This is a genomic window from Mucilaginibacter sp. P4_E8 (genome assembly GCF_056401495.1).
In genome coordinates this window covers 128,812-147,754 of record NZ_JBFUJG010000006.1, presented here as the reverse complement: position 1 = coordinate 147,754, position 18,943 = coordinate 128,812, and the positions used below count along the sequence as shown (strand labels likewise).

At 38.7% G+C, this 18,943-nt stretch carries 19 protein-coding genes; 2 read left to right on the top strand and 17 right to left on the bottom strand.

The annotated features are described in order from the left end of the window. Positions 1–4: 4 nt before the first annotated feature. The 15 genes from AC1DRQ_RS04660 to AC1DRQ_RS04590 all read right to left on the bottom strand — a co-directional run bounded on the left by AC1DRQ_RS04660 (position 5) and on the right by AC1DRQ_RS04590 (position 15,547). The gene (locus tag AC1DRQ_RS04660) at positions 5–718 is read right to left on the bottom strand and encodes a class I SAM-dependent methyltransferase (RefSeq protein ID WP_477422492.1); all 714 of its coding nucleotides are present in this window, start codon (positions 716–718) and stop codon (positions 5–7) included. A gap of 22 nt (positions 719–740) precedes the next feature. Then, positions 741–1,664, bottom strand: a complete 924-nt coding sequence (locus AC1DRQ_RS04655; protein WP_477422490.1) for a glycosyltransferase family 2 protein — start codon at positions 1,662–1,664, stop codon at positions 741–743. A gap of 10 nt (positions 1,665–1,674) precedes the next feature. Next, complete coding sequence (locus AC1DRQ_RS04650; protein ID WP_477422488.1) at positions 1,675–2,556, bottom strand: glycosyltransferase family 2 protein; 882 nt, start codon at positions 2,554–2,556, stop codon at positions 1,675–1,677. A 14-nt stretch (positions 2,557–2,570) separates the two neighbouring features. Then, entirely contained in the window at positions 2,571–3,317 is a 747-nt protein-coding gene (locus AC1DRQ_RS04645) for a hypothetical protein (protein ID WP_477422486.1), read from the bottom strand. Continuing rightward, the gene (locus AC1DRQ_RS04640) at positions 3,304–4,221 is read right to left on the bottom strand and encodes a glycosyltransferase family 2 protein (RefSeq protein WP_429395283.1); all 918 of its coding nucleotides are present in this window, start codon (positions 4,219–4,221) and stop codon (positions 3,304–3,306) included. The genes AC1DRQ_RS04645 and AC1DRQ_RS04640 overlap by 14 nt, the downstream gene beginning before the upstream one ends. 29 nt (positions 4,222–4,250) lie before the next feature. After that, complete coding sequence (locus tag AC1DRQ_RS04635; protein ID WP_477422484.1) at positions 4,251–5,132, bottom strand: alpha-1,2-fucosyltransferase; 882 nt, start codon at positions 5,130–5,132, stop codon at positions 4,251–4,253. Next, complete coding sequence (locus tag AC1DRQ_RS04630; protein ID WP_477422483.1) at positions 5,129–5,821, bottom strand: FkbM family methyltransferase; 693 nt, start codon at positions 5,819–5,821, stop codon at positions 5,129–5,131. Before AC1DRQ_RS04630 ends, AC1DRQ_RS04635 begins: the two co-directional genes overlap by 4 nt. 21 nt (positions 5,822–5,842) lie before the next feature. Then, on the bottom strand, positions 5,843–6,607 hold the full coding sequence (locus AC1DRQ_RS04625; protein ID WP_477422481.1) for an FkbM family methyltransferase: 765 nt from the start codon (positions 6,605–6,607) through the stop codon (positions 5,843–5,845). A gap of 2 nt (positions 6,608–6,609) precedes the next feature. Further along, positions 6,610–7,890 carry an ABC transporter ATP-binding protein gene (locus AC1DRQ_RS04620; protein ID WP_477422479.1) on the bottom strand — a complete coding sequence of 427 codons (1,281 nt, stop codon included), beginning with the start codon at positions 7,888–7,890 and terminating at the stop codon, positions 6,610–6,612. Beyond that, entirely contained in the window at positions 7,891–8,754 is an 864-nt protein-coding gene (locus tag AC1DRQ_RS04615; RefSeq protein WP_477422478.1) for an ABC transporter permease, read from the bottom strand. Beyond that, on the bottom strand, positions 8,751–9,869 hold the full coding sequence (locus AC1DRQ_RS04610) for a glycosyltransferase family 4 protein (RefSeq protein ID WP_477422477.1): 1,119 nt from the start codon (positions 9,867–9,869) through the stop codon (positions 8,751–8,753). Before AC1DRQ_RS04610 ends, AC1DRQ_RS04615 begins: the two co-directional genes overlap by 4 nt. Then, complete coding sequence (gene asnB, locus AC1DRQ_RS04605) at positions 9,862–11,649, bottom strand: asparagine synthase (glutamine-hydrolyzing) (protein WP_477422475.1); 1,788 nt, start codon at positions 11,647–11,649, stop codon at positions 9,862–9,864. Before asnB ends, AC1DRQ_RS04610 begins: the two co-directional genes overlap by 8 nt. Positions 11,650–11,804: 155 nt before the next feature. Beyond that, positions 11,805–12,320: a UpxY family transcription antiterminator gene (locus AC1DRQ_RS04600; RefSeq protein WP_429395301.1), complete on the bottom strand. Its 516-nt coding sequence runs from the start codon at positions 12,318–12,320 to the stop codon at positions 11,805–11,807. Positions 12,321–12,338: 18 nt separating this feature from the next. Continuing rightward, on the bottom strand, positions 12,339–14,765 hold the full coding sequence (locus AC1DRQ_RS04595; protein ID WP_477422474.1) for a GumC family protein: 2,427 nt from the start codon (positions 14,763–14,765) through the stop codon (positions 12,339–12,341). Further along, on the bottom strand, positions 14,765–15,547 hold the full coding sequence (locus tag AC1DRQ_RS04590; RefSeq protein ID WP_477422473.1) for a polysaccharide biosynthesis/export family protein: 783 nt from the start codon (positions 15,545–15,547) through the stop codon (positions 14,765–14,767). Before AC1DRQ_RS04590 ends, AC1DRQ_RS04595 begins: the two co-directional genes overlap by 1 nt. 96 nt (positions 15,548–15,643) lie before the next feature. Between AC1DRQ_RS04590 and AC1DRQ_RS04585 the strand changes: the two genes are divergently transcribed. Both AC1DRQ_RS04585 and AC1DRQ_RS04580 read left to right on the top strand, forming a co-directional pair. Continuing rightward, positions 15,644–16,381 (top strand): glycosyltransferase family 2 protein, encoded by a 738-nt coding sequence (locus AC1DRQ_RS04585; RefSeq protein ID WP_477422472.1) that lies wholly within the window; start codon positions 15,644–15,646, stop codon positions 16,379–16,381. A gap of 103 nt (positions 16,382–16,484) precedes the next feature. Continuing rightward, complete coding sequence (locus tag AC1DRQ_RS04580; protein WP_477422471.1) at positions 16,485–17,588, top strand: glycosyltransferase family 4 protein; 1,104 nt, start codon at positions 16,485–16,487, stop codon at positions 17,586–17,588. A gap of 3 nt (positions 17,589–17,591) precedes the next feature. Here the strand turns inward: AC1DRQ_RS04580 and AC1DRQ_RS04575 are convergent, their stop codons facing one another. Both AC1DRQ_RS04575 and AC1DRQ_RS04570 read right to left on the bottom strand, forming a co-directional pair. Further along, positions 17,592–18,773: a chromate transporter gene (locus AC1DRQ_RS04575; protein ID WP_477422469.1), complete on the bottom strand. Its 1,182-nt coding sequence runs from the start codon at positions 18,771–18,773 to the stop codon at positions 17,592–17,594. Next, a complete protein-coding gene (locus tag AC1DRQ_RS04570) occupies positions 18,754–18,939 on the bottom strand; it encodes a chromate resistance protein ChrB domain-containing protein (RefSeq protein ID WP_477422467.1) in 186 nt (61 codons plus the stop codon). The genes AC1DRQ_RS04575 and AC1DRQ_RS04570 overlap by 20 nt, the downstream gene beginning before the upstream one ends. Between the last annotated feature and the right edge of the window lie 4 nt (positions 18,940–18,943).

Genomic DNA, 18,943 nt, shown 5'->3' with positions numbered 1-18,943 from the left:
TACTTTATTGTTTTTTAGCAACTACAACGTAGTTCATGGTGTTGGTGTGGTCTTTAAACCTATTATCCAGGTAAGAAAATATCTTGTTAATGGTTTTAACCCCCCCAGTAAGTTTAAAAAAAAACCTTGCAAATTTCCCTTTGATCCCTTGAATCTGATAAATAAGCGGAAATAATGCATGTATAAAAGCCTGGCCAACGACAGACCATTTGCCCCCGTTTGAATTAATGGTAATAACACTGAATCCGGCTTTTTCCATAATATATTTAAACCCGTGCTTGGTAAACCTGAAAAAATCATACGGCTCTTCGTGCAAGGGCCAATACATAGGGCCGCTTACTATAAAGTGACCATCTTTTTTTAAAAGCCGGTAGGCTTCGTTCACCAAACCCTGGGGGTCTTCAACATGCTCTATTGTTTGGGTAGAAATTACCGTATCAAAAGAGCCGATTGATAGAGGAATATTATTTGCCGGGCATATAATATCAGCCCGGTTTTCACTTGATTGTATGATGTCGCAGCCAATATATTCAGTGATATAGGGTTTTAAAATTTCGCCATAGGGTTTATTACCGCAGCCTATATCAAGCAGTTTACCACTGCCATATTTACTAAATGCATTAAATAAATCCTGATGGTAATATTTATAATGCAGGTAATATTGGTCATCTAATGCAATATGAGTGGTGTTTAATCGCCCTATATTTTCCTTTCTCATATTTTAGTTATTTAGTTTTGGGTTATATCAGGTTGAGCAGCTTGTAAAGTTTCAACCTTATACGATTTAAAAAAACAATTCTCTTCCATTCTGGCACTGGGCCATGCCCTTCTTCTGACCACATTTTTACATGGTCTTTGTGCCATTTTATTTTTAAGTCCGGGTTATGGGTCTTGKCCCCATCGTGCACGTGAGCAACAGATAGTGGCTGTCTGATACGTTTACGTTTATTCCCTTTTACAATTCTTATCCATAATTCATAATCGAGCGCGCAATGCATTTCTTCCCAAACAGGCTGATTAATCGTAGCTTTCCAAAAACAGGACGGCTGCGCAAGTGAAGGTATCTTTATAAAATAATCAAGCAATGGCGGTACGGTCATTAACTGCTGCTGCCCCTTGTTCAATGAATAAGCATAGCCGTAAATAAAATCAGTTTTGTGTTTGATAAATGTATTGATCACTAAATTAAAAACATCTTTTAAATAGAAATCGTCGCTATTAAGCCATGCATAATAATCGCCACTCGCAAGGCTAAAGCCCAAGTTTATAGCATTTGACTGCCCTCTATCTTTATTACTTTGCCAATAGCTTATCCATGGCGAGTATTTTTCAATCATCTCCAGGCTGCCGTCTGCACTGCCGCCATCCATTATAATATACTCCAGATTGGGATAATTTTGCAGAAGCACTGATCTGATGGTTTCTTCCAAAAAAGCAGCTTGGTTAAAAGATGGTGTAACAATAGTCAGTCTGGGCCAAAGCTGTCTTTCATCATAGATTGATGGCGAGGTTTCCTGTGTCCATGGCCAGCCCTGTTTACCGTCCTTAACCTGGGGCAAAACACTAAGTAAACCTCGTTTTGGAGCAGGAACTGACGGCAGGGGATACTTTGTTCCTTTCTCTTCAAATCCTGATCTATATGCACGTAAGTTGGGAAGTAACATTTACTATAAATTATAAACCTTTTTGCGGCTGGTAACAATACCGGATATACTTTTTTAAACTAACCCTGTCCATCAGTTTTATTAATTCAGGATGGAAGGTTTTTAACAGCCGGTATTCCAAAAAATTTAAGAACCTGTTTGATGTAATGTCATAAATAAGTCGAATATTGCCTGAATACTTTTTTAGATAGGTATCAATATAATCAAACTTTGCATCGTTCAACTGTTTCTCAATCTGTATTAATTCAACAAAACGGGCATTGTTTTTATCATCAGATTTTTGCCCGTTGTGTATCCTGTAAACCGAAAAATACTTTGGAGACGAAGTGAAAATTACCCCCCGGGCTTGTGCCCGGGCAAACCATTCCCAATCAAACCCAAAATGCAGGTCATCCCTCAGCGGTCCGGCAAGTTCATAGGCCTTCCTCGTCCAGAAACTGCTGGGCTGTACGATGTGTGTCCCTTTGCTTATATCCCAGCTTTTAAAAGAGTCAAAATAGCTGCCATGCGCAAAATTATTGTCCTCATTTAAATGAATACAATTGCCATGCAATAATTCGGGTTTATCTATTGATAGTATCTGTCCTATTTCAAGCAGGGTACCGGGCAGGTAATAATCGTCAGAATTTAACCAGCATAAAATATCACCGGTAGCATATTCCAATCCCTTATTTATGGCGTGGCTTTGACCCTTATCTTTTTCGCTGACCCAATAGACTATATGTTTTTCGTATTTCCTGATGATACTTTCAGTTTGATCGGTGCTTCCGCCATCAATAATGATGTATTCCAGTTCAGGGTACTGCTGTCCTATAACCGAGAGGATGGTTTGCTCAATAAACTCACCTTGGTTAAATGACGGTGTAACTACTGATATTTTAGGGTATTCCAATGTCGTACTGCTTTTTAACGTAATATACTGCGAATAGCCTTTTTTATTTGATTTAACACTATGTTTTGAGGCTTTTTGGATGCATAGAATTTTTTTATAGCTTTCCAATCGTTATCGGCAGGCTTTTCATGTTCATCAATGCGTTCGCCAATAAACCTGTAGCCATCTCTTTTAACAGGGAATGAAAGGTCGGAGAAAAATTCATCATGTATAGTGGCCGAATTTTTGAACCGGTAATATACCTGGTTTAAAAAAATCTGATCACTCCCGTAGTCAAGTTTTTTTTCACTACAATAGTCATCAATAAGGGCTTTCATATCAAACAATTGTCCTTTTATGCCCCACATACCACCCAATATATAATGTCTTATGCCGTCAACAGGATCCTGGTGATAGGGATGATCACGCATGATATGAATGGCATTACCGCTGCTCGTCCATTCATCAACAGCCAGTTTTTCTCTGATCGATAACCGCGAGTCGCCATCCCTGAATATTACATGATTGCAGTCAGGTAAATCAGCTGCCAGAAACCTCCAGAACATACCATAAACTCCTCCAGTCATGTCAGTGGTTAAAGCACCGGCCTTTTTCATGCTATTAATGATAGGCTCAGGAACAGTATTGTCGTGATAAACAATAACCTGCCAGCCAGGATAAATGTTTTTTGCCTGTTCAATGTTTCTGATTATACCTGTATTGTAAATGGGCTTATCGCCCCACAGGCTATATGAAATATAATTATTTTTATGGGCCAACATCAGTTAAGCAGTTGTTAAGGATAGCTGTCTTGTTGAATCTGCTTTTGAATAAATTATATGAAAAAGCAGGTAAGACGGGAAATGAAGCAGCAAGTATTTTAAATACCAGGGCAGCAAAATCATTTTTTGGTTTATTTCCAGACCATTTAAACATGCTTTTTAGGATAAAGGGTATCGCCGTTAAAAGTTTAAATTGTTGGTAACGCTGTTCCTGGTTGTTTAATAATGAGCTATCGTAATTTTTGCAAATCAAATAATAGCTACCCATAAGCATCCTTTGCGTATTAGCAGATATACCTTTATCATGCACACGATATTTAAACAATTTATCCTTAAGCCCGATAAAAACGGCATTAAACTTACAGGCACGTAGCCAGTAATCCCAGTCCTCATTCCCAAAAACTAACAGGTTGGTATCCATGGCACCCAAATTATCGGCTAAAGCCTTTTTTATACATACTGATAGAATGGCTATATGGTTATGGTTTAAAAGTATTTTATACAGGGCATGACCGTTGTAATTTCCGGTCAGACTTTCGTACGGCTTTACATTGGCCTTATCAAGATAATACCCACTCGTAAAAACAACATCGGCATTACTATTGATTGCAGTAGCCATTTGAACCTGCAGTTTGTTTTCCAGCCAGAGATCATCGGCGTCCAGGAATGCTATCCATTGACCCTTTACCAGTTTAAAGCCTGTGTTACGAGCAGCCCCAAGTCCCTGGTTATTTTGAAAATGATACGTGATCCGGTTGTCTTTTTTTTGGTATTGCTTCACAATTGCAGCCGTACCATCTGTTGATCCGTCATCAATAACAATAAGTTGCCAGTTGGTATATGATTGTGCCAGCACCGAAATAATAGATTGCTCAATAAATGCGTCAGCATTATATGCTGGCATGATCACGCTTATCAAAATTGCAGTATTGGTTAAATTGTTATCCAATCTTGTGGGACTATGTTACTGGTGTTACCTGCAGACTTTTCACCCGCAAACCAGTTCTGCGGTGCAATTACCATTTTATTGGGTGATACATTTAGCCAGGCTGCCCACCAACCGAAAGAACTGTTAGCAATGATATGATGCTTACAGTGGCTCATAAGGACCATATCTGTCCAGTTTTCAAGAGGGGTACTGTCTACTATAGTCGTTTTGTTGCCTAAAAAATCAAAGTTGTTTTGGCACCATGCGATATCGTCAGAGAAAATAAAATAGTGAGCATCCTTGAATTGCTCACTCATGATGTTTACCGCTTTTTGGTAGTAAGAAATGGGTAAAATGCCATGATATTGTAATATGGCGGTTTTTAAATAATCTCCCCTGCGCACATGAACGCTTACCGGGTTTACCGATTCCGATATTTTATTAAACCAAAGTTTGGCGTCATTTTTCAAATCCGGAAAAGTAAATTCTTTTAGAAGCTGCGGCCTTATGCTTTTAACATAATCTTTATCCTGAAAATATCCGTCAAGGTAAATAGCAGTCCTTTTAAATTCATTAACAGGTACGCCAGTTTTAAGATCATTTTCATAAATGGTTTGAAAGCTTGGCTGCAGTATTTTTTTTAAAAAATGATTAAATATCGTCGGCTTTGAGATCAGATATTGTGAAACCTTATTTAAAGATTTCCCTTGCAGATTTTTAAAAATGCTTAGCTCAAATGCCCTGGCAGTAAATTTATCGGTTGATTGATTGTTTGTTTTTAAAAAAGAAACGTCAAGATACACAGGTTTATCTGGTGATATGCTCCTGGCGGCAGCGTACTGAAACATCTGATTGCCTAATCCTCCCTGAAGCTTAGTTATGATCATAGCTGTCTTTGTCGCCAAATATCTTTTCTGACAAAAATGGAATTTATATAAGTATTGGCATAATGAATGTAGCCCTTACTGATCACAAAATCTATTAATGACGTATTTTGAATACCATTGCCCGATGTAGAGAAGGAAATGGTTTCAATACACATCACGAGTGGGAAGTTTTGTGTATAATCAATAGATCTTACTATCAGCTCATCGATGCCTTCTGCGTCAAGATTTAATAATTGAGGAAAAAGGCCATTGTTGTTTTCGCTGATAATATTTTTAACGGAATTAACAGGCGTTTTAATAACTTGGGTGATGCTGTAATCCCCTTCGTTATTATAGTTTTCTGCCTCCTTTTTAGAAAAAGTATTCAGCGTAGGCGTTGAAATAATATAAAAATCAGCCTCGCCTTGGCGCTCACCAATGCCAATGTTTAAATTAATATCCTTTTTACGGTATTTAAGAAAAAGCGTAAAAAGCAAGGGATCGGGCTCAATGTTTATCCCCCTGCTACCAGATTCATAAAATAAAGCTGTATTACTTAAATAAAAAGGGTGATGTGCCCCAATATCAATGTAGGTAGGGTTTTTTATTTGCAACTGATCAAAAATAAACCTTATAATCAGGTCTTCTCCTGATTGGGAATAAGATATTTTGGTCCATTTCTTTCCTCTGGGGGCTTTGAAAAAAGGCACTTTATTATGTTTTAAATTTATCTATCCGGTAACAGGTTTCACACGTTTGAATCTTTGAATACCGAAAAAGCGAGACGTTCTATAAAACCTAGTGTTAATATATAACTGATCGCCCACTCCATTTTCAATCTCCGTTTTAATGAGCTTAAATTTATTATTCATCATAAATTGTTCTACATCTCTTCGCAACGGCTGCGTGTTGTAGAGGGGGATTTCAGCTATTTCGAGCCATATGGCTTTTATGTTTTCAATATGATTGCCAGCGCCGGTTAATACAAGAAGTTCAGCTCCTTGTACATCCATATGAATAAAATCAATCACATCTATTTTGTTTTCAATTACAATATTCCTTAAAGTGGTGGTATAAACAGGAATTATGGTTTTAAATTTGAGCCATTTGATAGTATCCAAAACATTATCCGGTTCCAGCAAAGAACTTGATTTATTGCCAAATTCCCAATTAATGTTATCTGCTTCATTATCAGGATGTCCTGATGAGACGTGCAGGTTTTGCCAACCCTCATAATTAGAAAGCGCCATTTTAAATAACCTTACATTCGCCGCATTATAACGAATTATATTTTGAACTATTAAATCTTGGTTTTTGGGTAAAGGCTCAAAACTAAAAATAGAAGCATTGGGGAACAGCTTTGCATATCGGATGGAATCTTCCCCCTCACAGCTACCAATATCAAATACCAATAACCTTTCCTTTTGCTTAAAAAGGCCTAAAAGCTCCTTTTTAATAGGTAAGTCCGTGCTTAATATCTTCAGGCGGTTATACATTCTCAGGAACCTGATGTGTTTGAAATATCAATGCTCATCGGATTTAAAATAATGCCAGCATCACTTAATCTTATTATAGCTTTATTTAACGATTGATGAGCAATTTGAGAGATAGTGAAGGAAGCCGCATTTTCAAGATATTGAAATGACCGTTCATATGAAGACAAACCGAGAATAAGATTATATGTCCCGGACGAAAACAGTAAGGTGTCCTCTTTAAAAACTGACTCGTAGTATCCTTTGTCAATATCAATTTCTTTGCTCCAGGTTGTTCTTAAATTAATATCCATAGAGTTCGTAAGCCCTAAGGCAATAATAAAGTGCCTAATTGGTTTATTTATTTTGAAAAACACCCTTACCTGCCATGCTTGTCCGGCTGCTATTTCATTGATAAGGTTTGAGTCTGCATCCTCTATCTGTATCCTATAAGCATAGCCCGGTAACTCATCAGTATACTCAGAAGGAACGATTTCAAAAACAGATTCATGGAGCGATGCATGGTTTAAGTATGTACTGATGATATAATTACTATCACCGATAGCATTAACTTTGCCGTTATTAAGTAAAATACCCTTATTACAAAGTTTTTGTACCGCCCCCATATTATGGCTTACAAACAAAACCGTCCTTCMTTCGCCTTTACTTACCTCGCCCATTTTGCCAAGGCATTTTTTTTGAAATTCGGCATCGCCCACAGCCAATACCTCATCTACTATTAATATTTCCGATTCCAGGTGGGCCGCTACTGCGAAGGCGAGGCGTACATACATACCAGATGAATACCTTTTTACAGGTGTATCGATATATCTTTCAACTCCTGAGAAATCTACGATCTCATCAAATTTTCTTTTGATCTCGGCTTTGCGCATCCCCAGGATGGCGCCATTAAGAAAAATATTTTCCCTGCCACTTAGTTCGGGGTGAAAACCGGTTCCTACTTCCAGTAAACTGGCTATGCGCCCCTTTACTTTTATGGAACCCGTGGTAGGAGAGGTAACGCGGCTTAAAATTTTAAGCAAAGTGCTCTTACCGGCACCATTCCTGCCAATTATACCAACTGCATCGCCTTGCTCAATATCAAAGTTTAAATCTTTTAAGCTCCAAACCACATCACTTTCTCCCTTTGTTGTCCGGTCGTTGGTTTCGCCAATTTTCAAAAATGGGTCTTCTTTTCCTTTTAGTCTTGCCCAGTATCGTTCCAGGTCGCGTGATATGGTACCTGTACCAAAATCACCCAGTTGATAAGCTTTTGACAGGTTTTCTACCTTAATTACTTTGGCCATTTATACGGTATCAACAAAGGTTTTCTCTACTTTATTAAATATAATGGTACCGGTTATTAAAATGATAACCGTGATTATTAAACTATAACCCATCAGGTCCCAGCTAAAACTTCCCTTACCTAAAAGGCTATATCTGAAAGTTTCAATGATTGCAGTGATAGGATTGAATTTTACGAGCCAGCTATAGGCCGGATATTTTGCTTCGGCTACTGATAGCGGAAATATTACGGTTGTGGTATACATTAATAATGGTACGCCGAAAGATACAATAAACGCAAGGTCGCGGTACTTGGTAGTTACTGCCGATATAATCATCCCCAAGCCTAAACCTAACGCTGCTATCATAACAATGAGTAAAGGCAGCAGCAATACGAAAGCGTTAGGAGATATCCCGGCATCCTTAAATAAATAAATGATGTACAGGATGGTGAAAAGTAAAAACTGTACACCAAACTTTATCAAATTTGATAGTACTATACTTAATGGCATGATTAACCGTGGAAAGTAAACCTTACCGAGTAACCCTGCATTATCCCTGAAAACGGTTGACGTTTTTGTAAGGCACTCTGCAAAATAATTCCATATAATGGTACCTGCCAGGTAAAATAAGGGCTTGGGCAGTCCATCAACAGGTATGCCTGCCAGGTTGCCAAATACCAATGTGTAAAATAATATCGTGATAACAGGTTGTACAAAAAACCAAATGGGTCCTAAAATGGTCTGCTTGTAAAATGAAACAAAATCACGTCTTACCAATAACAAAAGCAGGTCGCGGTAATGCCATACGTCCTTAAGCTTTAAGTCGAGAAGATTGTTTTTCGCGCTTATTTCAATATCCCAATCTTCGTCTGCCAATGCGCTCATTTATTTAGTAATAGTTGTAGTTTATTCATGTAGTTGTTTTCGTTAAAATGCAGTAAGCATTGCTCCTGCAACTGTTTCCGTTTAGCTGCTGTTAATGGGGTTGCCAAATATTCAATGATGCAATTATGCAATTCAATAGGATCATCGGCATCAATGGCTCTGCCTAATTCACCATTACGTATCGCATCAATGCTGCCGTCGGCATTTCCGCATATAACCGGTAAGCCACAAGCTAAAGCCTCAATAAATACAATGCCGAAACCTTCCTTTTTGCTTGGTAACACAAACAGGTCGGCCAATAAAAAATGGTCTGTAAGTTCGGTCTCCTCTATAAAGCCGGTTAGCGTTATATGATCCTTTATCTGATAATCGGCTATCAATTTATTAATCCGAGCCTCCTCCAACGAATCATATTTTCCCGATAGGATGTATTTTATCTTAGGAAATTGATCCTTTAACATACTAATAGCTTGTATTACCTGCTCATAACCCTTATATTTTTCGGTAGAGGCCATACGGGTTAACGTAAATATGATTGGATGGTTGTTACTCAGCTGATAACGGTCGATCAGGTATTGTGGTTTTACAAAGCTTGCTGGTAGCTGAATGAAGGGATCAACCGCGTTATTCAGCACTATGCAAATATCATTATGTATATAATGCCTGGTTACCATTTGTTGTTTGGTAAAGTTGCTTACACAAATTACTTTATCACACTGTTTCAGGAAACGTTTTTTAATGAACGAAAATGGCCGCCAAACCTCAATGCCATGCGCTATAAGCCATATCTGGCATTTGGGGTTAATTAATTTAATAGCCAAACCTACAATGGCAAGATTAATATGGCTGAGTATAATAACGTTTGACCTCGCTGGCCTGCTTATGGCTTTTAAAACAAAGCTCAGTTTGTTTATGTTAAAACCCTTAAAGTTTTTTGCAGGTAAGTACTGGGTCATCACGTCACCGGGCTTGTCATAGGCCGACCATAGTTCAAAATCCCAGTTATTTGCTTTGGCTATCTGGTGTAAGGAGTGTCCTAAAGTACGGGTCATTTTTTGAATACCACCTGTAGTACTAAATGTTTGCAAAGTAAATAGTATCACTTTTTTAGACATGAGGCTGTATCTGATAAAGCGCAAAAGCTTTTGACCAGTGCATTCCCTTGTTTTTGAATTTCCTGATGATGTTTTGTGCTGGTTTACCCTTATAAAATTGGCTGTTACTTACCTCATCATGCGCCATCATCCATTGTTGCAGCGGAAAGGTAAAGCCCATTTTGGGCCGGTTCCATATAGCAGATGGTAATAGTTCATTAAAGCTATCGATCAATAATTTCTTGGGTTGACGCTTATCAAATCTTATTGCCTGATCAATACTTGCAATCGTACTGGTGAAATCTTCATCTAAAAAGGGTACCCTTACCTCCAGACCATGGCTCATACTCATTACATCGGTATCCCTCAGTAATTGATTTTGCATATACAAATTAGTTTCAAACCAGGAGGCGTGTTCCTGGTTATATGAATCCAAGTTAGGTACAGTGTTGGTATCAAAAAGCGTACCCTCAACATGTTTATTGTCGGTATCCAGCAATGAGGCAATATCACCTGGCGAAAACAACCCTCTTAATAAAAGATAATCAGCTAAAGGATGATCATTAGCTAAAAATGTAAGCTTTTTATAATGATCAGGTACCAGACCGGTAAGGGCCGAAAATACAGAAGGATATATTTTTTTAAGATACTTTAAATATTTTATCCGGTTAAACGAAGGGTATCCTCCAAAAAGTTCATCTGCGCCAATACCTGATAATACTGCTTTTAACCCATTTTCATGCGCATATTTGCTAATGAACCAGCTATTGATGCCATCAGTAGTTGGCATATCCATAGCATGGGTAATTTGTGGGAAAAACGTTTCAAAATCTTGCTGTTGTACCAGGTGCGAAAAACTTTCGCCATTAATTTTATCCAAAACTATACGCTGATAAGTCTGCTCATTATAGCTTTTTTCGTTAAAATAAATGGATATGGTTTTAAGCTGCTGCTTTTTTTGCCGGTCAGCCAATAAGGTGATCACACTTGAATCAATACCACCACTTAAAAATACACCTATCGAAGCATCGGCTATCATTTGCCGGTTCACTGCTTTTATTAAAGCATCTTTTACACGTTGCCGGGCTTCGTTAATATCAGTAATTGAATCTATCACTGATGTTTCCTTATATGTTCTTATGGTATAAGTTGATGATGCATTGTTCCAGCATAAAAAATGACCCTTGGGTAAGCTGAAAACATTTTTTAAAGTAGTGTATGGCTCCGGGATATGACCGAAAGCCAAAAACCTGATAGGCCAGCCCGTGTCTTTCTCTGTAGCTATACCCGCGGCGGTAAAAGCTCTTATTTCTGATGCGAAGCTTAAAGTTCCGTTTTGAGCAAAATAGTATATTGGTTTTATACCGGCAGTATCACGTACCAGGTAGGTGCATTTTTGGGCCTTATCATATAATGCAAAGGCAAACATGCCCCTTAATTTGGAGAATGCAGTAGTGCCCCAGTATAAATAGGCTAATAAAATCACCTCGGTATCGGTAACTGATTTGAATTGCGCTCCCAATTTCAATAGTTCATCCCTTAATTCCGGATAATTATAAATTTCGCCGTTAAAGGTTATCCAGGCTTTTTGGTCAGTATCGCTCATGGGCTGATGTCCATTGCTGCTCAGATCAATGATAGCAAGCCTGCGATGCCCAAATCCCAGATGGGCTTTCTCATCAAAAAACACACCTTCATCATCAGCCCCTCCATGTTGCAGCACCCTGCACATAGCTTTTACTTTTTCGCGGATTTCTTCGGGTTGTAGCCGGTTATTAATAATGCCTGCTATCCGGCACATAGTTCATATATTTTCACAGCTTCGCCTCGTAAGTCACATTTTTTTCATGTAACTTATTATTTAACAGATACTTATAAAATAATCTATAAGTGTGTTTTTGTATTTTTAGCCTATAAATAAGCCATCATTTTTGTTGGTTTAAAGTATGACCCAACTTAAAATCTTTCAATGTATGATGCGGCAACGTGCACTATAATGGAGCAGCCAATACTTTCAAGTCTTAATATCAATTGTTTTTGCGACCGTAATGATACTACCTCACCGGTCATCCCTTTTAACGGGCCTGCTTTTATAATAATTTTTTCCCCTTGCTGCAGATCCTCTTCTGTAATTTCTAACTCAAACGAACTTGCCATTAATAGTTTCAATTCATTTATCTGGCGGTCGGGCATGGAGGCTGGTTTACCCGAAAAATATAAGAAACGGGATATTCCTTTTGTCATTAATACTTCCGTTTGTTCATGTTCGGCAACGTTCACGAATACGTATGATTTAATAAAAGGTTCTTCCACCCATTTTTTACGATCACTCCATTGCTTAAGTTGCCGGTGCAGCGGAAGATATGCTAAAATTCCCTTATTTGTTAGCGCTTCGTATGCTTTTTTTTCGGCTCGCGCACTCGTGTAAACCGGGTACCATTTATGTGTTGCCGCACTTGTCCTTAGATCCATATTTAACAAAAAGTACTTTTATTTAAACCATCTTCTTACATCCCACCATTTGGTTTTATTATCATCTAAATAATAACCAGAGCCCTCATAACCACTATAATCAGAATAATAATAGTAACGTGCACCAGCGCTTTCGCCGGTAAACTTAGTTGTATAATACCTGGAGTGTAATAGTTCTTCTTCGTAGGCGTTCAGCACAATCACCGTATTATCCAGGTGATATTCCTGAGCAATACGCTGGGGTACAGTAGCCGCATAAAATTTTGATTTTCCTGACCGTATTACAAAAACATTGATATCGCTCATTCTGATAAGCGGAATAGCATCTGATACCAGGCCAATTGGGGCGGTATCAATCATCACAATATCATATCTTAATTTTAAATTGGCAATTAAAGTATTCATCCGTTCGCTGTGCAGCAGTTCGGATGGGTTGGGGGGAACCGGCCCTGAAATTATAAAGTCAAGATTTTCATATTCAGCATGCAAAATAATCTCGTCCATCTCGTTTTGATGCGCCAGGTAGTTGCTTAACCCCACATCATTAGGAACATGAAATGTTTTGTGAAGCCTGGAGCGCCTCAGGTCTGCACCAATAAGGATCACTTTTTTATCGATAAGGGAAAGTGTACTTGATAAGTTAACAGCCACAAATGATTTGCCTTCGCCGGCCACCTCGGATGTGATACATATAACTTTGCTTTGTTTTTCGGACGAAAGAAAGCTTAAGTTGGTACGTACAGATCGTACCGATTCTGCAAATATGGATTTTGGTTTGATAAGCGCCAAAATTTGCTTGTTATTTTCGTCAATAGGCTCAGGGAATTTCCGTATAACTCCAAGTATAGGTATTGATGTAAGGCTTTCAATGGTCTCCTTATCATAAATATAGGGATTTAGCACACGTACAATAATAATGAGGCCCATGCCTATGGCCAAACCCAAAATAATTGCTGTACGATGTATATCATGTTCATTGGGCGATACGGCATTTAAGTTGGGTTGTGCAAGTTCAATAACCGTTGCCCCGGGTAATATACCAGCCCTGCTTATTTGCGCTTCTAATTTTTTTTCTGATAAAAATGAATATACCTTATCATTGATCTCAAAATCACGCTGCAGGCTCACCATATCGCGTTGTGCTGCGGGCAGTGCCATAATTGTTTGATTAATCTGCGCAAGTTGGTTATCAAGGTAGGCCATGTTCTTTTCAATGCCGACGCGTAAAATTTTAATATTATTTAAAGCGGTTAATTTAATTTGTAATATCTGCTGGTTAACATCCCGAATAGGTTGCGAATCATTATTGTACGTTTTTAATAATGCGCTTTTTTCCTGTATCAGGTTATCCAGCTTTCCAACCAGTATTTCTAACGAGGGATCAGGGTTAGCTGTGCCGCCGGTGGTGAAATTTAAATTAACATTATCCTTTTCTTTAGCAACCTGATCCCTGAGCTGGTCAATAGCGATCAGCTGTATTTTTAATAATGATTTACTTGATTCGATCTCTGCGGCCTTGCCAACCGAGGCGGTTGATGCTGTGCTTACATCAAGGATCTTTGATTTTTGTTTATATTTTTCAATAGAATTTTCAGAGCCTTTAACCTGGGTAGACAGGAATGACAACTGACTGTCAATAAAATCGATCATTTGTGAGGCCGATTGTGCTTTTTGATTGCGGTCAAAAATCACATACTCATTCATGATGCTGTTCAATATATCAGCAGCAAACTGCGGGTTAGAGTCCGTTTCCTGCAGGGCAATAATGTTAGAGTTTTTTGCGGTTTCGCCGGTTTGTAAACCACCCCTAACACGGTCTACAAAATCTTCGGGGATATTAAACTTAAATAAGTAAACGGTGTTTTTATCCAATGCCCCGGGATATTTTATGCTAAAACTTGTGGGCCCAATATTTACAGGGGCATCATAATTAAAAGTGTTTTGAACCTCTTTACCCGCAACTGTGTAGGATAGCTTAAAAGAATGCCTGTCAATCGGCTTAAAACCTACCTGGTCATGATAAAAATTTAAACTATCAAACCTGATCAGTTCAATATTCAACGGTTTTGAGGGGTAGATCTCGGAGGTGCGCACCCTTCCCATAAGGTAAAAACTTACCCGGTAATCAAGGTCTTTTATGGCACTGAGTATGAGGTTACGGCTTTGCAAAACTGATGTAATGCTTTGTATTTTTGATGGCCCGCGGTCTGGAACGGTCATCACCGCAATCAAATCAGGTATTTCTGATTTTTTTTCTTCAATTTTTATAGTTCCTGATGTAGCATAGGTTTTTGGTGTATACCATAGGTAGGAATACGATATAAGGAAGGTTAAACTAACAGCTGTCGCGATCCAATACCAGCGGCTTAGTAATATTTTGCAGATCTTGAAATAATCGATTTCCTGGTTGGGTAGTTTGCGCTGAATTTTTTCTGTTTCTTCCATTAGCGATGAGAAAGCGTGAAAATAATTAAGGCTGTATTCAATAAAAGCAACACAGGCTGGGTAATAACCGACAGGTTTTGTAAGTTATCATTACGTACAGCACGTTTATTTTGAGCTATATAAATAACATCCCCGTTTTGAAGAACAGCACGAGGATCATTTATGGATTGGATATTCCTGAGATTAATTACCGTTACCTGCGGGTTTGCCTGATCGCCGCGTATAATTTCCACATTTGTTTCATTTGCTTTGTTTGTAAGGCCGCCTGCTTCACCAATCATTTCAACTAAAGTAGTCCTGTCTTTTGTTAAAGTGTAATTTCCCTGGCCCTTAATTTCACCAAGTAATGTTACCTTCAGGTTTACAATTTTTAATTCAATTATAGGGTCTTTTAAAAGACTTTTACGGTAAAGACCTTCAATAAGTTTTGCTGCTTCGGTACGTGTAAGGCCTGCTACGCCTACATGCCCAATAACCGGTAAGGCTACCGTACCATCATCATCAACCTGAAAAGTTTGTCCGGTTGCAGAATTTCCGCCCGATGTATTACCTACGTTTGATGGCGCTTCATCAACGATGTATTTAACGTTTTGCAGATTCCTGATCTGTAATATGTCCTGAGGTTTTATGCGATAAGTAAAATTGCTTAAAAGCGGTTGTTGTGCCAAACTATCCTTAGCGCTGTTCTTTTGTTCAAAAAGTGATTGATATTGTTTGTTGGAGCATGAAGTTAAAACAAAAAGTATTCCCAAAAACGAAATAGTAAAGGTTAAAAAGCGCATATAAAGAGTGGGAGGCTAAATAAATTATTAGGCATTGGTTTTAAAAATACATAATTTGCGGCATATACATTTGTATTCTTTTCCAACTTGTACGGTTTGAAGCTCTCCCTGGTTACAGTAGTTTATAATGCGCAGGATACTATTGGGCAATGTATCGAATCAGTTATCTGTCAAAATTATTATAACCTGGAGTATATTATTATTGATGGCGGCTCAACCGACAACACGCTTCAAATCATTAACCAATACCGTTCGCACATCAGTATTTTAATTTCTGAACCAGATAAAGGCATTTACGATGCGATGAATAAAGGCATCAAACTGGCCACGGGGCAAATTGTGGGCACGTTAAATGCCGACGATTATTTTGCCGATCATGAGGTTTTGCTATCAATAGCTAAAGCATTTGAACAACAGGATATTGAAGCGGTGTATGGTGATCTTGATATCATAAACCAGCACCATCAGATTGTTCGTAAATGGCGCTCCGGCCAATGTAAAAGCGGTTCATTTAACCTGGGATTTATGCCTCCCCATCCAACGTTTTATTGTAGGCGAAACTTGTTTGAACAATTTGGTTTTTACAGCCTTGAATATGGTTCGGCGGCTGATTATGAATTGATGCTACGGTTTATACACCTGGATAAGATCAGGGGTTTTTATTTAAAAAAAGTAATGGTTAAAATGCGTGTTGGCGGCGTGAGTAGTAAAAATTTAAAGAACCGGACAAAGGCCTGGGCTTTTGATTTAAAAGCTATGCGTAAAAACAAGCTCATGTTCCCCTTGTTGGCCCTGATGCTAAAACCACTTCGAAAAATAATTCAATTTTTTTAACTTCAAGTTTAACCTATCTGTTTTTTATACGTATAAGAACCTATAAATGAACAAAAACTGTTTAAGGTAGCAGCCCCCCGCTAACAGAACAACAGAAATTCATATGACAGAACTTATACACACTTATCACTTTATTTATTATGTTTTAATAGTTGTAATATCCGCGTTGATAACATTATTAGCCATCCCCTCCATTTTACACGTGGCCAGGGCAAGGCACCTGTATGATGATGTGGGGCATTTCAGAAAACAGCATGATCATGGTATACCGCGTTTAGGTGGTGTGGCCATATTTATTAGTTTCATGATCACAACGCTTTTATTTAGCCTGATTGATAAGGAATTACCCATCAGTTACCTGCTTATTTCGTGTATAATTTTATTTGCAATGGGTTTAAAGGACGATCTGTCTGGTGTAAATTCAAGTACCAAATTCCTGATACAGTTTATTGTAGCCGCTATACTGGTATTACTGGGTGATATACGCATAACCAGTATGTATGGCATATTTGATATTTTTAACCTCCCGTATATACCAAGTGCTGTACTCTCCATATTGCTGATCATGCTTATTGTTAATTCCTTTAATTTGATCGACGGCATAGATGGTTTAGCAGCCACAACAGGCATCCTTGTTAACGGCGCTTTTGCTTTCCTGTTTATATATATAAAACAATATGAGCTGGCTGCAATTTGTTTGGCCATAGTAGGGGCTACTGCAGGTTTTTTACGTTTTAATATTACACCCGCCAAAATATTTATGGGCGATACCGGCGCGTTGTTAATTGGCCTTATATCAGCGGTGATGGCTGTTAAATTTATTGAGCTAAGTAACAGTTCTGGGACTAATATCCCGGCTATTACCTGTGCGCCAGCGCTTACAGTTGCCATACTAATAGGGCCGGTTTTTGATACCTTAAGGGTTTTTACCTTAAGGGTATTTAACAAGAAATCACCTTTTGAGGCCGATCGTAACCACATGCATCACCGCATATTAAGATTGGGACTTACGCATGTTCAAACTACATTTTGCTTATCGGCCATTAACATATTGTTAATTGCTATGATGGTTATATTTAGCGATTTAGGCAACTCTTTGCTTATCGGATTAATCTTTATGATTTCGTTAGTTTCCAACTGGATCATCACATTCGGGTTGCGTTCAAAAGAGCGCGAAAATGTGGCCCTTCGTAACTTCTTAGGATAAATATTATAAAGCTTTAATAAGTACACCAATAATGGCAGCTAAAGCGATAATATAAGGCTCCTGCATTTTTTTGATGTAAATCAGCACTAAGACAGCAGCTACGGCAATCAATCCGGTAGGTATATCAGTAATGGAACGTAAACCGATAATAATAACTGAACCTACCAACGCCCCAATCACCGCCGCTGTAATGCCATCCACAAACGCTTTTATACTTACATTCTTAGCAATCTTTTTAAAAGAGGGGGCTAAGGCTACTGTAAATAAATAACAGGGCAAAAAAGTAGCTAATGCGGCTACACAAGCACCGGGGAACCCAGCTACCAGATAACCTATAAATCCAACGGTAATTACAACAGGTCCGGGAGTGATCATAGCTACGGCAACGGCATCCACAAATTGGTGTTCAGTAAGCCACCCAAATTCTTTTACTACCCCACCATGCAGGAAAGGCACAATAGCCAAACCGCTGCCAAATACAAATGCCCCTGCTTTAGCAAAGAACCAGGCGATCTCCTGCAAGGTCTTTCCGTCATATTTCCAGAACCCGGTACTGATCAAGATCCCGGCAGGCAATACGGCTGGTTTTTTTATCCATTGCGGCGGGGCTTTAAGCAGCATATACAATATACCGCAAGCCAGAAACAACAGTATTTCTTCTCTTTCCGTAATAACCGTAATTACGATGCCTGCAATATAAAACAGCCACAGCAGCCATCTGGATTTCATCGCGGCGAGTTCAAATTTACTGATAGATTTAACCGTCAATTTATATGCACTCATGGTAATAATGCCAATTACAGCAGCTCCAACTCCATAAAAAACAGCCTGCATCCATGCCAATCCACCATAAAGCTGGTAAGCCATCCCTAATAATACCACCATTATAAAGGAAGGGACAACAAAGGCCAGACCCGCGAGTGTCGCGCCGATCAGCCCGTGATGCACAAAACCAATATAAATACCCAATTGCGCTGCTAAGGGCCCCGGTGCAAGTTGCGCTAAAGCTAATCCCTCTTTATATTCTTCCTCGGTTAGCCAGCCTTTTTGTTCCACAAGGTCGCGGTGCATATATCCCACCAAAGCCACCGGCCCCCCAAAACCCCAGGTGCCCAGTTTTAAAAAATATTTAGTGATGTCCCATAAAGAATAGGCAGGCTGCTGTTTAATCATTTGTTTTTCCATATATGTTTTTCCTCCTGTGCATATTTAGCCCAGCTATACAGGCCTTCTCAAAAACTTCTTCTTTTGTCACGTAAATAAATTCGGCCTGCTGGTTAACAAAGTTTTTTATCGGCCAGGGACAGGCAATACAATCAATTTTTGGCCGCTCAGGGGTGACCCATTTCATCAGA

Excerpts from the sequence above, each read along its gene's own strand:
- AC1DRQ_RS04600 (WP_429395301.1), bottom strand. The coding sequence starts at position 12,320 with ATGGATCTAAGGACAAGTGCGGCAACACATAAATGGTACCCGGTTTAC.
- AC1DRQ_RS04580 (WP_477422471.1), top strand. The coding sequence starts at position 16,485 with ATGACAGAACTTATACACACTTATCACTTTATTTATTATGTTTTAATA.
- asnB (WP_477422475.1), bottom strand. The coding sequence starts at position 11,649 with ATGTGCCGGATAGCAGGCATTATTAATAACCGGCTACAACCCGAAGAA.
- AC1DRQ_RS04575 (WP_477422469.1), bottom strand. The coding sequence starts at position 18,773 with ATGGAAAAACAAATGATTAAACAGCAGCCTGCCTATTCTTTATGGGAC.
- AC1DRQ_RS04570 (WP_477422467.1), bottom strand. The coding sequence starts at position 18,939 with ATGAAATGGGTCACCCCTGAGCGGCCAAAAATTGATTGTATTGCCTGT.
- AC1DRQ_RS04595 (WP_477422474.1), bottom strand. The coding sequence starts at position 14,765 with ATGGAAGAAACAGAAAAAATTCAGCGCAAACTACCCAACCAGGAAATC.
- AC1DRQ_RS04625 (WP_477422481.1), bottom strand. The coding sequence starts at position 6,607 with ATGTATAACCGCCTGAAGATATTAAGCACGGACTTACCTATTAAAAAG.
- AC1DRQ_RS04635 (WP_477422484.1), bottom strand. The coding sequence starts at position 5,132 with ATGATCATAACTAAGCTTCAGGGAGGATTAGGCAATCAGATGTTTCAG.
- AC1DRQ_RS04660 (WP_477422492.1), bottom strand. The coding sequence starts at position 718 with ATGAGAAAGGAAAATATAGGGCGATTAAACACCACTCATATTGCATTA.
- AC1DRQ_RS04610 (WP_477422477.1), bottom strand. The coding sequence starts at position 9,869 with ATGTCTAAAAAAGTGATACTATTTACTTTGCAAACATTTAGTACTACA.
- AC1DRQ_RS04615 (WP_477422478.1), bottom strand. The coding sequence starts at position 8,754 with ATGAGCGCATTGGCAGACGAAGATTGGGATATTGAAATAAGCGCGAAA.
- AC1DRQ_RS04640 (WP_429395283.1), bottom strand. The coding sequence starts at position 4,221 with ATGCCAGCATATAATGCTGACGCATTTATTGAGCAATCTATTATTTCG.
- AC1DRQ_RS04645 (WP_477422486.1), bottom strand. The coding sequence starts at position 3,317 with ATGTTGGCCCATAAAAATAATTATATTTCATATAGCCTGTGGGGCGAT.
- AC1DRQ_RS04590 (WP_477422473.1), bottom strand. The coding sequence starts at position 15,547 with ATGCGCTTTTTAACCTTTACTATTTCGTTTTTGGGAATACTTTTTGTT.